Source organism: Variovorax sp. GW821-FHT10C12 (genome assembly GCF_059415405.1).
Genome location: NZ_JBWKNE010000002.1, coordinates 19,359 through 32,999, shown reverse-complemented (window position 1 = coordinate 32,999; position 13,641 = coordinate 19,359). Strand labels below are relative to the sequence as shown.

Below are 13,641 nucleotides of genomic sequence, written 5' to 3'. Positions count from 1 at the left end.
ACGCACGGCTTTTCCCTCGGCCTTTCCCCTTTCAACCCGGAGACAAACCAACCATGAAATTCTTCAAGCCCCTGCTGATCGCCGCCCTGTGCGCCACGGCCCTCTCGGCCTGGGCCGACGTCAACGTCGGCGTGACCATCTCGGCCACCGGGCCGGCGGCGTCGCTCGGCATTCCCGAGAAGAACACCATCGCGCTGATGCCCAAGACGATCGGCGGGCAGAAGATCAACTACATCGTGCTGGACGATGCCTCCGACACCACGGCCGCCGTGAACAACACGCGCAAGCTGATCGCCGAGAACAAGGTCGACGTGATCCTGGGCTCGACCACCACGCCGGCCTCGCTCGCGATGATCGACGTGGCCAGCGAGGCGCAGACGCCGATGATCTCGGTGGCCGCCTCGGCCCGCATCATCGAGCCGATGGACGCCAAGAAGAAGTGGGTGTTCAAGACGCCGCAGAACGACATCATGATGTCGCTGGCCATCGCCGAGCACATGGCCGCCAACGGCGTGAAGACGGTCGGCTTCATCGGCTTCTCCGACGCGTACGGCGAAGGCTGGTCGCAGGAGTTCGCCAAAGCCGCCGACCTGAAGAAGATCAAGATCGTGGCCAACGAGCGCTATGCGCGCTCCGACACCTCGGTCACCGGCCAGGCGCTGAAGCTCATGTCGGCCAAGCCCGACGCGGTGCTGGTCGCCGGCTCCGGCACGCCGGCCGCGCTGCCGCAGAAGACGCTCAAGGAGCGTGGCTACACCGGCAAGATGTACCAGACGCACGGCGTGGCCAACGCCGACTTCCTGCGCGTGGGCGGCAAGGACGTGGACGGCACCTTCCTGCCGGCCGGCCCGGTGCTCGTGGCCGACCAGCTGCCCGCCAGCAACCCGGTGAAGAAGTCTGCGCTCGCCTACGTCGCCGCCTATGAAGCCGCCTACGGCAAGGGCACGGTCTCGACCTTCGGCGCGCACGCCTGGGACGCGGGCCTCTTGATGAGCTCGGCCGTGCCGGTCGCGCTGAAGAAGGCCCAGCCGGGCACGCCCGAGTTCCGCGCCGCGCTGCGCGATGCGCTCGAGCAGACCAAGGACGTGTCGGGCGCGCACGGCGTGTTCAACATGACGGCAGCGGACCACCTGGGTCTGGACCAGCGCGCGCGCGTGATGGTGAAGATCGAAAACGGCGCCTGGAAGTACCAGCCTTAAGCCACCCAGGCTTCGCGCCCTGCGTGTCGCCTCTCCCACCCCCGACCGGGGGCAACACCTGAGGTCCGGCACAGCCGGTGCCTCGGTGTTCTTGATCTGAATCACGGGCTCCGCCCGAAGGTTTTCATATGGACTTGCAGATTGCCCTGTTGCTGGGGCAGGACGGCATCGTGAACGGCGCGGTCTACGGACTGATGGCGCTTGCGCTGGTGCTGGTGTTTTCGGTCACGCGCGTGATCTTCATCCCGCAGGGCGAGTTCGTCGCCTTCGGTGCGCTCTCGATGGCGGCGCTGCAGGGCGGGCGCACGCCGGCCACGCTGTGGCTGCTGGTGGCGCTGGGCGTCATGGCGCTGGCCGTGGAGGTGTGGCGCTGGAAGCGCGGCGCGACCATCGACTGGCGCTCGGCCTTCACCTGGTGCGTCGCCTTCCCGGCGATCGCCGCGGTGCTGGTGCTGGGCCTCAAGCCCACGTCGATGACGATGCAGGCGGTCACCACGCTGGTGCTGATCGCGCCGCTGGGCCCGCTGCTGTACCGCCTGGCGTACCGCCCGCTGGCCGATGCCACGGTGCTGATGCTGCTGATCGTCTCGGTCGCGCTGCACGGCGTGCTGGTCGGCCTGGGCCTGTTCTTCTTCGGTGCCGAAGGTTCGCGCACCACGCCGTTCTCCGACGTGCGCTTCGACATCGGCGGCATCCCCGTGAGCGGGCAGTCGCTCGTGGTGGTGGGCGTCACGCTGCTCTTGGTGATTGCGATGTTCTGGTTCTTCGGCCGCTCCATGGTCGGCAAGGCGCTGCGCGCCACGGCCATCAACCGCGTGGGCGCGCGGCTCTCGGGCATTCCCACCGAGCTGTCGGGCGACCTGAGCTTCGCGCTCGCGGCGCTCATCGGCGCGGTGTCGGGCCTGCTGATCGCACCGATCACCACGGTCTACTACGACACCGGTTTTCTCATCGGCCTGAAGGGCTTCGTGGCCGCCATCGTGGGCGGGCTCGCGAGCTACCCGCTGGCGCTCGCGGGCGCGTTGCTGGTCGGCCTGCTGGAGGCTTTCTCTTCGTTCTGGGCCAGCGCGTACAAGGAAGTGCTGGTGTTCACTTTGATCATTCCGGTGCTGTGGTGGCGTTCGCTGCGCAGCCACCACGTGGAGGACGAGGAATGAGCGCGCCGTCGACTTCATCTTCGCCCGCCACCGCCGTGCACGCGGGCCGTCCGCTGGTCACGCCGCGCACCCTCACGCTGGTGTGCATCGTGGCGCTCGCGCTGGCCTGGGGCTGGCTGCCCGACTTCACGGTCGCGGTGCTCAGCAACATCGGCCTGTACGCCTTGGTGGCCGCCGGGCTGGTCATGCTGACCGGCGTGGGCGGCATGACCTCCTTCGGCCAGGCCGCATTCGTCGGCATGGGCGCCTATGCCACCGCGTGGATCTGCACCTCGCCCACGGCCGCGGGCTGGCTGGGCGGCATCGCCGGTTCGGCGCTGGTGCCGTGGCTGGGCCTGCTGCTCGGGCTGGTGCTGACCTTCGCACTGGCCTGGGCGCTCGGTGCGGTCACGCTCAAGCTGTCGGGCCACTACCTGCCGCTGTGCACCATCGCCTGGGGCCTGAGCCTGTACTTCCTGCTCGGCAACATGGAGTTCCTGGGCGGCCAGACCGGCATCACGGGCGTGCCGCCGCTGGTGGTCGCAGGCATCTCGCTGGCCTCGCCGCGCGCGCTCGGCGTGGTGATCTGGGCCGTGCTGCTGCTGGCGCTGTGGGCGCTGCACAACCTGCTCGACTCGCGCGAAGGCCGCGCCATCCGCGCGCTCAAGGGCGGCCGGCTCATGGCCGAGTCGATGGGCGTCGACACGGCGCGCCACCGCATCAAGCTGTTCGTGCTGGCCGCGCTGCTGGCGGCCGTGTCGGGCTGGCTCTACGCGCACATGCAGCGCTTCGTGAACCCGACGCCCTTCAACCTGAACATCGGCATCGAGATGCTGTTCATGGCGGTGGTCGGCGGCGCGGGCCACCTGTGGGGCGCGGTGCTCGGCGCCACGCTGATCACGCTGCTGAAAGAGAAGCTGCAGGACATCCTGCCCGCGCTGCTGGGCACCAGCGGCAACTTCGAGGTGGTGGTGTTCGGCCTGCTGATGCTGTTCGTGCTGCAGCGCTTTGCCGACGGCCTGTGGCCCACGCTGGCGCGGCTCGTGAGCCGCTGGGTGCGGCCGGTGGCCAAGGCACCTGCAGCCAACGCAGCCGCACCGGCGGCGCAGCTCGCGCAGCGCGTGCTGCCAGCGGCGGGCACGATGCTGTTGCAGGCCGACGCGGTCAGCAAGCGCTTCGGCGGCCTCATCGCCAACAACGACATCTCGATGACGCTGAAGGCCGGCGAGATCCACGCGCTGATCGGCCCGAACGGCGCGGGCAAGAGCACCTTCTTCAACATGATCTCGGGCGTGGACGACCCCAGCTCGGGCCAAGTGCGGCTCGAAGGCGATGCCATGTCGGGCCGCCCCTCGCGCGCCTTCGCGGCGCGCGGCCTGGGCCGTACCTTCCAGCACGTGCGCCTGCTGGGCCAGCGCAGCGTGGTCGAGAACGTGGCGCTTGGCGCCCACCTGCGCGCCAAGCGCGGCTGGCTCGCGGCGATGCTGCGGCTGGACCGCGCCGAGGAAGCCGCATTGATGGCCGAAGCCCGCAAGCAGATCGAGCGCTGCGGCCTCGGTGCGCATGCCGACACGCCGGCCGCGTCGCTGTCGCTGGGGCAGCAGCGCGTGGTCGAGATCGCCCGCGCGCTCGCCGGCCAGCCCTCGGTGCTGCTGCTGGACGAACCCGCCGCCGGCCTGCGCCACCTTGAAAAGCGCGCGCTCTCGGAGCTGCTGGGCCAGCTGCGCGCCGAAGGCCTGGGCATCCTCGTGGTGGAGCACGACATGGAGTTCGTGATGAACCTCGCCGACCGCATCACCGTGCTCGAGTTCGGCACCGTGATCGCCACCGGCACGCCAGCCGAAGTGCAGGCCAACCCGCGCGTGCTCGAGGCCTACCTGGGCGGCGCCGACGACGAACTGCTGGAAGACGCCCGATGAGCCATCCCATTCTTCAACTGGAAGACTTCTGCGTCGCCTACCGCACCGTCGAGGCGGTGCACAGCGTGCGCCTGCACGTGAACGAGGGCGAGATCGTCACCGTGATCGGCCCCAACGGCGCCGGCAAGACGACGCTGCTGTGCGCGGCCATGGGCCTGCTCCAGTCGAGCGGCAAGCTGTCGCTCGACGGCGAGCGCATCGCGCGCCCTGGCGTCGAGACCATGGTGGCGCGCGGCGTGGCGCTGGTGCCCGAGCGGCGCGAGCTGTTCGGCGAAATGTCGGTCGAAGACAACCTGCTGCTCGGCGGCTTCTACCAGTGGCGCAAGGGCCAGCGCGACCAGCGTGCGCGCATGGACGAGATCTTCGAGATCTTTCCGCGCCTGAAGGAGCGCCGTCCGCAGATGGCCTCCACGCTCTCGGGCGGCGAGCGCCAGATGCTGGCCATCGGCCGTGCGCTCATGGCACGCCCGCGCCTGCTGATGCTCGACGAGCCCTCGCTGGGCCTGGCCCCGCTGGTGGTGCGCGAGGTGCTGCGCGTGGTGTCGCAGCTGCGCAGGCACGGCGTCTCGGTGCTGCTGGTGGAACAGAACGCCCGCGCCGCGCTGCAGGTGGCCGACCGTGCGTATGTGCTCGAGATGGGCGCGGTGGCGCTCGAAGGCAATGCCGGCGATCTGCTGCACGACCAGCGAATCATCGATACCTACCTGGGCATCGGCAACAAGAAATGAACCCCGCGCAGCGCGCGCACCACGCCGCTGCGCCTTCCCTCTTCAAAGGACACGCGCCATGACCACCCTTCAAAGCTACATCGCCGGCCGCTGGATCGGCCAGCAAGCCGCCCAATCGCTGCGCAGCGCCGTCAACGGCCAGGCCGTCGCGAGCACGCACGCCGAGGCCATCGACTTCGCCGAGGCGCTGGCGCACGCGCGCCGCGTCGGCATTCCCGCGCTCATGAAGCTCGACTTCCAGCAGCGCGCCGAACGCCTGAAGGCGCTGGCCAAGTACCTGGCCGCGAACAAGGAAGCGCTGTATGCCGTGTCGGCCCACACCGGCGCCACGCGCGCCGACGGCTGGATCGACATCGAAGGCGGCGCCGGCACGCTCAGCGCCTACGCCAGCATCGGCACCAACGAGCTGCCCTCGGGCAACCTCGTGCACGAAGGCCCGGCCTTCCCGCTCGGCAAGAAGGGCGGCTTCGCGGGCACGCACATCCTGGTGCCGCGCGGCGGCGTGGCGGTGCACATCAACGCCTTCAACTTCCCGGTGTGGGGCCTGCTCGAGAAGTTCGCGCCCAGCTTCCTGGCGGGCATGCCCTGCATCGGCAAGCCGGCCACGGCCACCAGCTACCTCACCGAAGCGCTCATGAAGCTCATCGTGCAGTCGGGCATCCTGCCCGAAGGCAGCCTGCAACTCGTGATCGGCAGCACGGGCGACCTGCTCGACCGCCTCGAAGGCCCCGACGTGGTCACCTTCACCGGCTCGGCCGACACCGCCGCCAAGCTGCGCGTGAACGCGAACCTGGTGCGCCAGTCGATCCCGTTCAATGCCGAGGCCGACTCGCTGAACTGCGCGATCCTCGCGCCCGACGTGACGCCCGACGACGAGGAGTTCGATCTCTTCGTGAAGGAAGTGGCGCGCGAGATGACCACCAAGGCCGGCCAGAAGTGCACCGCCATCCGCCGCGCGATCGTGCCGCGCCAGCACCTCGATGCGGTGGCTGAGAAGCTGCGCGCCCGTCTGGCCAAGACCGTCATCGGCGACCCGTCGCGCGAAGACGTGCGCATGGGCGCCCTCGCCTCGCGCGACCAGCAGGCCGACGTGGCCGAGCGCGTCGCCACGCTGCTGCAGGGCGCGGAGCTGGTGTACGGCGAGCGCGACGGCTTCTCGCCCGTGGGCGACGGCGTGGGCGAAGGCGCGTTCTTCGCGCCCACGCTGCTCCTGAGCCGCAAGCCGCTCGAACACGATGCGGCGCACGACGTCGAGGCCTTCGGCCCCGTCAGCACGCTCATGCCCTACGACGGCATCGACGAAGCGCTGGCGCTGGCCGCGCGCGGCAAGGGCAGCCTCGTGGGCACGCTGGTCACGCGCGACCCGGCCATCGCCGCCAAGGCCATTCCGGTCGCCGCCGCCTGGCACGGCCGCCTGCTGGTGCTCGACCGCGAGGCCGCCGCCGAATCGACCGGCCACGGCTCGCCGCTGCCGGTGCTCAAGCACGGCGGCCCGGGCCGCGCGGGCGGCGGTGAAGAGCTCGGCGGCCTGCGCGCCGTGAAGCACTACCTGCAGCGCGCCGCACTGCAGGGCTCGCCCACCATGCTCGCGGCCGTGACCGGCGAGCACGTGCGCGGCGCCGCGCTGCGCGAGAGCGAGGTGCATCCCTTCCGCCGCTACTTCGAAGAACTGCGCATCGGCGACTCGCTGCTCACGCACCGCCGCACCGTGAGCGAAGCCGACATCGTCGCCTTCGGCGGCATCTCGGGTGACTACTTCTACATGCACTTCGACGAAGAGGCGGCCAAGGCCTCGCCCTTCGGCAAGCGCATCGCGCACGGCTACTTCGTGCTGTCGGCGGCCGCGGGCTTGTTCGTGTCGCCCTCGCCCGGCCCGGTGCTCGCCAACTACGGCCTGGACACGCTGCGCTTCGTCAAGCCCGTGGGCATCGGCGACACCATCCAGGCGCGCCTGACCTGCAAGCGCAAGATCGACCGCAACAAGAAGGACGCGAGCGGCCAGGGCCAGGGCGTGGTGGCCTGGGACGTGGAGGTGACCAACCAGCTCGGCGAGCTGGTCGCGAGCTACGATATCCTGACGCTCGTCTCCAAGAAACCCACCACCCCAAGCTCCACCTGATGTTCGATCTCACAGGCAAAGTCGCGCTCGTCACCGGCGGCAACGGCGGCATCGGCCTCGGCATGGCACAGGGCCTCGCCAAGGCCGGCGCCCGCGTCGTCATTGCGGCGCGCAATGCACAGAAGTCGGCCGCCGCGGTCGAATCGCTGAAGGCATTGGGCAGCGACAGCTTCGCGCTCGCGCTCGACGTGACCGACGAAGTCTCGGTGCAGCAGGCCTTCGACGAGGTCGCCGCGCGCTGCGGCCGGCTCGACATCCTCGTGAACAACGCCGGCACCACGGTGCGCAAGCCGGTCGACCAGCTCGCGCTGGCCGAGTGGCACCAGGTGATGGACACCAACCTCACCAGCGCCTTCCTGTGCAGCCGCGCCGCGCACCCGCACCTGAAGGCCGCGGGCGGCGGCAAGATCATCAACATCGGCTCGATGATGTCGATCTTCGGCGCGCCCTACGCGCCGGCCTACGCCGCGAGCAAGGCCGGCATCGTGCAGCTCACCAAGTCGACCGCGCTCTCGTGGGCGGTCGACCAGATCCAGGTCAACGCCATCCTGCCGGGCTGGTTCGAGACCGAGCTGACCGACGGTGCGCGCACCCAGATCCCGGGCCTGTACGAGCGCGTGAAGGCGCGCGCCGCGGCCGGCCGCTGGGGCCAGCCCTCGGACATCGCAGGCACCGCCGTGTTCCTGGCCAGCGCCGCCTCCGACTACGTGACCGGCACCGCCATCCCGGTCGACGGCGGGTTTTCGATCTCCGGCTGAGTCTTGCGGGCCGTGTAAATTCGGCCGCCATGCTCCTCTGGTTCCAGCTCTTTCTTTTCGTCGCCGGCACGGCCGCGCTGCTGTACGTGTCGCGCGGCCCGCTGAGCCAGCCCGGCTCGCACGGCTTCTACCGCTTCTTCGCGTGGGAATGCATGCTGGTGCTGATCGTGCTGAACCTGCCGGTGTGGCATGTCGATCCGTTCTCGGCCACGCAATTGATTTCCTGCGTGCTGCTGGCGCTGTCGATCTGGCTGCCCATCCACGCGGTGCGATTGCTCAAGGCACACGGCAAGCCGAGCGAAGCGCGCAGCGACGACCCGGCCCTGTACGGTTTTGAAAAGACCTCGGCGCTGGTGACCACCGGCGCCTTCCGCTACATCCGCCACCCGATGTACACGGCGCTGATGCTGCTGGCCTGGGGCGCCTTCCTCAAGCAGTTCACCTGGCTCACGCTGGCGCTGGTGCTCGCGGCCACGCTGTTCCTGTTCCTCACGGCGCTGCGCGACGAAAAAGAATGCCTCGCGCATTTCGGCGACGCCTACCGCGACTACATGCGCGGCACGCGGCGCTTCATTCCCTTCCTGCTGTGAGCGCGGCGCCGGCCCGGTAGCGCCGGCCTGCCCTGCCCTTTCCGCGCCCCCCGCTACCTTGCGGGACGCTGACCTGCACGATCAGGTTCTGTTCATGCGAGGCTCCTAGCATTCGCGCATGTTGCTCGCACGCATCCGCCGTCTCGCCCATGCCCATCGCCGGGCGTGGTGGTTCGCGGCCCTGCTACTGAGCCTGCTGCAGCCCTTCATCGCGGTGCATTTCAACTGCGACGGGCTCGAGGACGAGCCGATGCTGCGGCTGCGCGGCGTCGGCGAGACGACGCAGTTCGAAGCGGACGACCGCGCGGACCACCCGTTCGACCGCGAGACCACGGTGTTCGCCCAGGGCCCCGCTGGGATTCATCTTCCCGACACATTGAACCTGGGGCTGGACACGCTGCTGGCCCTGTTGCTGGCGCTGCTGCCGCTGGCCGTGGTGCTGATGCGGCGTGCCGCCCCTGCCGGGCGCACGGTGCCCGAGCCCGTGCCGCGGCATGCCGGCGCGCCACCACCGTCCGCCCCCTGGCGGCGCCTGCCTCCCCCCGCCGCCCCGCCTTTCGCGACCTGAGAAGCGGCGCCTCGCGCGCCGAGCGGCTGTGCTGCGCCCTGCGCGGCCGGCTCCCCCTCGTCTTTGTCGAAAGGTCCGACCATGTCCGCTTTCTCTTCGTGCGCGCATTGCCCTGCGTCCACCGTTGGCCGTGTGCCAAGCGAGGTGCCGCCATGCACGCGCTGAACCTCGCCCTGCTGCAATGGCTCGCCGCCGGCGCGCAGCCCACGCCGTGGGTGCTGATGTGCGCCCGCACGCTGGCGCTCGGCGGCAGCTGGCTGTGCGCCGCCGTCGCGCTCGCGATGCTGTGGCGCCGGCCCGATGAGCGCGCCTACCTGGTCGCGGTCGGGCTGCTGGCCGGGCTGGCCTCGATGCTGTCGCACGCCATCGCGCTGCGGCTGAACGTGCCGCGCCCCTTCGCACAGGGGTTGGTGCCGGCCTACATCACGCACGCGGTCAACGGTTCGCTGCCGAGCACGCACGCCAGCGTGATGTTCACGGTCGCGCTGGCCTTCCTGGCGCGCACCGGCCTGCGCGCCATCGGCGTGCCGCTGTTCCTGCTGGCCGCCGCCACCGGCTGGGGCCGCGTCTACACCGGGGTTCATTTCCCGTTCGACATCGCGGCCGGCCTGCTGCTGGCCGCCGCGCTCGTCGGCGCGCTGGGCACCGCGCAGTGGCTGGCCCACCGCGCGGCCGTGCGCGCCGCCACCCGTGCCACGGCTTCCGCCTGGAGACCCTCATGACCACCACCTCGACCCTGCGCCCGGACACCGATGCCACGGCCGCCCCCTCGCCGCGGACCGTCGACCCCGACACCCCGCCGCCCGGCGCGCGCAGCCTCTCGTGCGTGATCCCCTGCTTCAACGAAGGCGCCAACCTGCGCCACCTGCTGCCGCTGCTCGAAGACGTGCTGTGGGCCACGCGGATGCACTGGGAAATCATCGTGGTCGACGACGGCAGCACCGACGACACCGCTGCCGTGGCCGAGGCCTGGTGCGACCTGTCGGGCTTTCGCTGCATCTCGCTGTCGCGCAACTTCGGCAAGGAGGCCGCGCTCACCGCGGGCCTGGTGGCCGCTGGCGGCGATGCGGTGGTGCTGCTCGACGGCGACCTGCAGCACGCGCCCGAACTCATCCACGACATGCTCGCACAGTGGCGCGCCGGCGCCGAGGTGGTCTACGCGGTGCGCGAGGCGCGCCACGACGAGAGCCGCTTCAAGCAGCTCGGCAGCCGCCTGTTCTACCGGCTCATGAACGACTCGGACCGCTTCTCGGTGCCCAAGGATGCAGGCGACTTCCGCCTGATGGACCGCAAGGTGGTCGACGCGCTGAAGAGCCTGCCCGAGCGCAGCCGCTTCATGAAGGGCCTGTACGCCTGGGTCGGCTTCCGCGCCGTGGCGCTGCCCTACACGCCGGCCCCGCGCGCGCAGGGCGCCAGCAGCTTCAACGCGCGTCGGCTCGTGAGCCTGGCGATCGACGGGCTCACCGCCTTCACCACCTGGCCGCTGCGCATGGTGAGCGTGGTCGGCCTGCTGTTCGCGGTGCCGGCGCTGTCGTACGGCATCTTCGTGACCATCGACCACCTCTTGTTCGGCAACGCCGTCTCCGGCTGGACCACCATCGTGGTGAGCCTGATGTTCTTCATCGGCATCCAGATGATCTCGACCGGCATCGTCGGCGAGTACATCGCGCGCATCTACGAGGAGGCCAAGGGCCGGCCGCTGTACGTGGTGCGCCAGGAGCGCGGAACCGGCCTCGGGGCCGGGCAGCCATGACATCGCGCACGACCACGACCGCGCCGGCCTGGTGGACCGCACCGCAGCCGCTGTGGCTCATCGCGGGGATCTTCGCCTGGCTGCTCATCACGGCCTGGGCCCGGCCGCTGATGGCGCCCGACGAAGGCCGCTACGTCGGCATCGCGCTGGGCATGCTGCACTCCGGCGACTGGCTGGTGCCGCGGCTGGACGGCCTGCCCTTCTTCCACAAGCCGCCGCTGTTCTACTGGATCGGCGCCGCCGCGATGGCGGTGGCCGGGCCGGTGGAATGGGCCGCGCGGCTGCCGTCCGTGCTGGGCGCGGGCATCGCGGCCTCGGCGCTGTTCCTGTTCCTGCGCCGCTGGTCGACGGTGCGGCTGGCGCTGCTGTCCACCGTGGTGCTCGTCACCACGCCCTTCTTCTTCCTGGGCGCGCAGTTCGCCAACCTGGACATGCTGGTGGCCGGCTGCATCTCGGGCACCGTGCTGTTCGGCGCCGGCGCCGTGCTGGCGCGCGAGCGCGAGGAACCGTGGCGCGGCCTGCTGGCGGGCGCCTACCTGCTCGCGGCGGCGGGGCTGCTGGCCAAGGGGCTCATCGGCCTGCTGCTGCCCGCGCTGGTGCTGCTGGCCTGGTGCGCGGTGACGCGCAAGGCGGTGGTGCTGCGCCTGGCCGTGTGGCTGCCGGGCTGGGCGATCCTGCTCGCGGTGGCCGGCCCGTGGTTCGTCGCGATGCAGATGAAGTACCCCGAGTTCTTCGACTACTTCGTGATCACCCAGCACTTCCGCCGCTTCGCGTCCTCGGGCTTCAACAACGAGCATGGCATGTGGTTCTACCTGCCGGTGCTGGCGGCCCTCACGCTGCCGTGGTTCGCCTGGGCCCTGGTGCCGCGCGGGCGCGACGCGGCGGCGCCGCGCACGCGCTTCTCCGACATCGACTGGCTCATGTGGATCTGGCTCGTGGTCATCGTCGGCTTCTTCTCGCTGCCGCGCTCCAAGCTGGTCGGCTACGTGCTGCCGGCGCTGCCGCCGCTGGCCTGCCTGATCGCACAGCGCGTGCTCGCGGGCCGCGTGCCCGACACGCTGCTGCCCAAGGTCCGCGCGACGGCCCTGGCGTCGGCCCTCGTGTGCATCGCCTGCGTGGCCGGCCTTGCGCTGTACGCACGGCCGCCGGGCACGATGCTGCGGCTGCCCGAGGGCCAGGCCGTGGCGGCCGGCGACCAGGTGCTGATGCTCGACAGCTACCTCTACGAGATCCCGTTCTACTGGAACCTGCGCACGCCCGTGCGGGTGGCGGACGACTGGCAGGCCGCCGCCACCGACACGCGCGACAACTGGCGCAAGGAGATCGCGGACGCGGCCCGCTTCGACCCCGCGCGCGCCGCCGACCTGCTGGTCGACCGCACGCAGCTGGCCGCCGCCCTGTGCACGCCGCGCACCACCTGGCTGGTGGGCCCGAGCAACGCGCAGCTCGCCCATCCGTGGCTCGCGCAGGCCCGGCTGGTCGCCTTCACGCCGGCTGTCGCAGCCTGGCGCTTCGCGGGCAGCGCCACGGGCGACGCGCAGTGCCTCGACCTCCCGCCGGCGGCCCCGGCCAGCGCCAATGACTGACATGCGCACCCCCACCGCCCCGTCCCGCAGCCTGTGCATCTGCGCCGACGACTTCGGCCTGAGCGCCGGCGTGAACGCGGCCGTCATCGACCTGGCGGAGCGAGGCATCGTCTCGGCCACCAGCTGCATGGTGCGCCGCCGCGCCTGGCTGGCCGGCGCACGGGCACTGCTGCGCATCGACGCCGGCGGCTTCGACGCCGGCCTGCACCTGGACCTCACGCGGCCCGAGGTCTCCGGCGGCCCCGAGCCGGCCCTGACCGGGCTGGTGGCACGCACCTGGACGCGCACGGCCTTCGCCCCGGGGCTGCGCGCCGACATCCGCGACCAGTTCACCCGCTTCGAGGACGCCATGCACCGCGCGCCCGCCTTCGTCGACGGGCACCGCCACGTGCACCAGCTGCCGATGGTGCGCGAGCTGCTGGTGGAAGAGATCGTGCGGCGCTACGGCGCGTCGCCGCCGTGGCTGCGCCACACGGCGCCGGGCCCGGGCCGGGGCGCCGAGCGGCTGAAGGCCGGCCTCATCCATGCGCTGGGCGCCGCGGGCCTGTCGGCGCTGGCCCGCCGCCACGGCATTCCCACGAGCCGCCGCCTGCTCGGCGTGTACGACTTCGAGGGCGACATGGAAGACCACCAGCAGCGCCTCACCGCATGGATCGCGGCGAGCGAGACGGGCGATGTGCTCATGTGCCACCCCTCCGCCGGCCTGACGCCGGGCGACCCGATCGGCCCCGCGCGGCTGCGCGAGTACGCGGTGCTGCGCGACCTGGTGTTTCCGGTGCGGGACGCCGACGGGGCCGGCGAGGTGGTGCTGGCGCCGCTGTCGCATTGGCTCGGCGCGCTCCCGGTCGAGGTGCCGCACCCGGCCGCGGCCTGAACAGCTACGGCTTGTCGGGCGTCGTCCCGGTGCCTTCGCCTCGCGCGCCCCACCAGGCGGCAAGGACCAGCCCGCCCTTGCGCACCAGCAGCACCGCCATGACCACGAGCACGGCCCGCGAGGCCACGTAGCCCGCAATGCCTAGCAGTGTCGACGGCAGCGGCTTGGACGCCCAGAAGATCACCCAGGCCGCCAGCCCGGCCATCGCCAGCCCGCCGACGACCAGCATCACGCCACCCACCATCCACGTGAGGATCGCGAGCCGCGCGGCCAGGCCGGTCAGGCGGTCGGCGCCGGGCCAGTCGCGCCAGGTCCACAGCGCCGCCAGGCCCAGCGACCCCATCATGGCCGCCAGCAGCCCCATGAGGCTGTAGCCGACGACGGTGATGACGGGGTTCAGGTCCGGCATGC

The 13,641-nt window shown here is 70.9% G+C and carries 13 protein-coding genes; 12 read left to right on the top strand and 1 reads right to left on the bottom strand.

From position 1 onward, the window contains the following. Window positions 1-53: 53 nt before the first annotated feature. The 12 genes from AC07OH_RS13330 to AC07OH_RS13275 all read left to right on the top strand — a co-directional run bounded on the left by AC07OH_RS13330 (window position 54) and on the right by AC07OH_RS13275 (window position 13,230). On the top strand, window positions 54-1,199 hold the full coding sequence (locus AC07OH_RS13330) for an ABC transporter substrate-binding protein (RefSeq protein WP_095743877.1): 1,146 nt from the start codon (window positions 54-56) through the stop codon (window positions 1,197-1,199). A gap of 128 nt (window positions 1,200-1,327) precedes the next feature. Continuing rightward, complete coding sequence (locus AC07OH_RS13325; RefSeq protein ID WP_062478648.1) at window positions 1,328-2,356, top strand: branched-chain amino acid ABC transporter permease; 1,029 nt, start codon at window positions 1,328-1,330, stop codon at window positions 2,354-2,356. Beyond that, on the top strand, window positions 2,353-4,254 hold the full coding sequence (locus tag AC07OH_RS13320; protein ID WP_495301003.1) for a branched-chain amino acid ABC transporter ATP-binding protein/permease: 1,902 nt from the start codon (window positions 2,353-2,355) through the stop codon (window positions 4,252-4,254). Before AC07OH_RS13325 ends, AC07OH_RS13320 begins: the two co-directional genes overlap by 4 nt. After that, window positions 4,251-4,982: an ABC transporter ATP-binding protein gene (locus tag AC07OH_RS13315; protein WP_495301002.1), complete on the top strand. Its 732-nt coding sequence runs from the start codon at window positions 4,251-4,253 to the stop codon at window positions 4,980-4,982. The genes AC07OH_RS13320 and AC07OH_RS13315 overlap by 4 nt, the downstream gene beginning before the upstream one ends. A gap of 58 nt (window positions 4,983-5,040) precedes the next feature. Beyond that, the gene (gene paaZ, locus AC07OH_RS13310) at window positions 5,041-7,101 is read left to right on the top strand and encodes a phenylacetic acid degradation bifunctional protein PaaZ (RefSeq protein ID WP_495301001.1); all 2,061 of its coding nucleotides are present in this window, start codon (window positions 5,041-5,043) and stop codon (window positions 7,099-7,101) included. Beyond that, complete coding sequence (locus tag AC07OH_RS13305; protein WP_495301000.1) at window positions 7,101-7,859, top strand: SDR family NAD(P)-dependent oxidoreductase; 759 nt, start codon at window positions 7,101-7,103, stop codon at window positions 7,857-7,859. Before paaZ ends, AC07OH_RS13305 begins: the two co-directional genes overlap by 1 nt. A gap of 29 nt (window positions 7,860-7,888) precedes the next feature. Then, window positions 7,889-8,449, top strand: coding sequence for a methyltransferase family protein (locus AC07OH_RS13300; RefSeq protein WP_495300999.1), 561 nt, complete (start codon window positions 7,889-7,891; stop codon window positions 8,447-8,449). Window positions 8,450-8,567: 118 nt separating this feature from the next. Then, entirely contained in the window at window positions 8,568-9,017 is a 450-nt protein-coding gene (locus tag AC07OH_RS13295; RefSeq protein WP_495300998.1) for a hypothetical protein, read from the top strand. 152 nt (window positions 9,018-9,169) lie between these two features. Then, entirely contained in the window at window positions 9,170-9,739 is a 570-nt protein-coding gene (locus tag AC07OH_RS13290; RefSeq protein ID WP_495300997.1) for a phosphatase PAP2 family protein, read from the top strand. Further along, a complete protein-coding gene (locus AC07OH_RS13285) occupies window positions 9,736-10,770 on the top strand; it encodes a glycosyltransferase family 2 protein (RefSeq protein ID WP_495300996.1) in 1,035 nt (344 codons plus the stop codon). The genes AC07OH_RS13290 and AC07OH_RS13285 overlap by 4 nt, the downstream gene beginning before the upstream one ends. After that, window positions 10,767-12,356, top strand: coding sequence for an ArnT family glycosyltransferase (locus AC07OH_RS13280; RefSeq protein ID WP_495300995.1), 1,590 nt, complete (start codon window positions 10,767-10,769; stop codon window positions 12,354-12,356). Before AC07OH_RS13285 ends, AC07OH_RS13280 begins: the two co-directional genes overlap by 4 nt. Before the next feature lies 1 nt (window position 12,357). Then, window positions 12,358-13,230, top strand: a complete 873-nt coding sequence (locus AC07OH_RS13275; protein WP_495300994.1) for a ChbG/HpnK family deacetylase — start codon at window positions 12,358-12,360, stop codon at window positions 13,228-13,230. A gap of 4 nt (window positions 13,231-13,234) precedes the next feature. On the opposite strand, the gene AC07OH_RS13270 is transcribed toward AC07OH_RS13275, so the two are convergent. Next, complete coding sequence (locus AC07OH_RS13270) at window positions 13,235-13,639, bottom strand: hypothetical protein (protein ID WP_495300993.1); 405 nt, start codon at window positions 13,637-13,639, stop codon at window positions 13,235-13,237. Window positions 13,640-13,641: the final 2 nt, after the last annotated feature.

What these genes read in the sequence shown, in the direction of transcription:
- AC07OH_RS13330 (WP_095743877.1), top strand. Translation starts at nt 54, where the DNA reads ATGAAATTCTTCAAGCCCCTGCTGATCGCCGCCCTGTGCGCCACGGCC.
- AC07OH_RS13325 (WP_062478648.1), top strand. Translation starts at nt 1,328, where the DNA reads ATGGACTTGCAGATTGCCCTGTTGCTGGGGCAGGACGGCATCGTGAAC.
- AC07OH_RS13320 (WP_495301003.1), top strand. Translation starts at nt 2,353, where the DNA reads ATGAGCGCGCCGTCGACTTCATCTTCGCCCGCCACCGCCGTGCACGCG.
- AC07OH_RS13315 (WP_495301002.1), top strand. Translation starts at nt 4,251, where the DNA reads ATGAGCCATCCCATTCTTCAACTGGAAGACTTCTGCGTCGCCTACCGC.
- paaZ (WP_495301001.1), top strand. Translation starts at nt 5,041, where the DNA reads ATGACCACCCTTCAAAGCTACATCGCCGGCCGCTGGATCGGCCAGCAA.
- AC07OH_RS13305 (WP_495301000.1), top strand. Translation starts at nt 7,101, where the DNA reads ATGTTCGATCTCACAGGCAAAGTCGCGCTCGTCACCGGCGGCAACGGC.
- AC07OH_RS13300 (WP_495300999.1), top strand. Translation starts at nt 7,889, where the DNA reads ATGCTCCTCTGGTTCCAGCTCTTTCTTTTCGTCGCCGGCACGGCCGCG.
- AC07OH_RS13295 (WP_495300998.1), top strand. Translation starts at nt 8,568, where the DNA reads ATGTTGCTCGCACGCATCCGCCGTCTCGCCCATGCCCATCGCCGGGCG.
- AC07OH_RS13290 (WP_495300997.1), top strand. Translation starts at nt 9,170, where the DNA reads ATGCACGCGCTGAACCTCGCCCTGCTGCAATGGCTCGCCGCCGGCGCG.
- AC07OH_RS13285 (WP_495300996.1), top strand. Translation starts at nt 9,736, where the DNA reads ATGACCACCACCTCGACCCTGCGCCCGGACACCGATGCCACGGCCGCC.
- AC07OH_RS13280 (WP_495300995.1), top strand. Translation starts at nt 10,767, where the DNA reads ATGACATCGCGCACGACCACGACCGCGCCGGCCTGGTGGACCGCACCG.
- AC07OH_RS13275 (WP_495300994.1), top strand. Translation starts at nt 12,358, where the DNA reads ATGCGCACCCCCACCGCCCCGTCCCGCAGCCTGTGCATCTGCGCCGAC.
- AC07OH_RS13270 (WP_495300993.1), bottom strand. Translation starts at nt 13,639, where the DNA reads ATGCCGGACCTGAACCCCGTCATCACCGTCGTCGGCTACAGCCTCATG.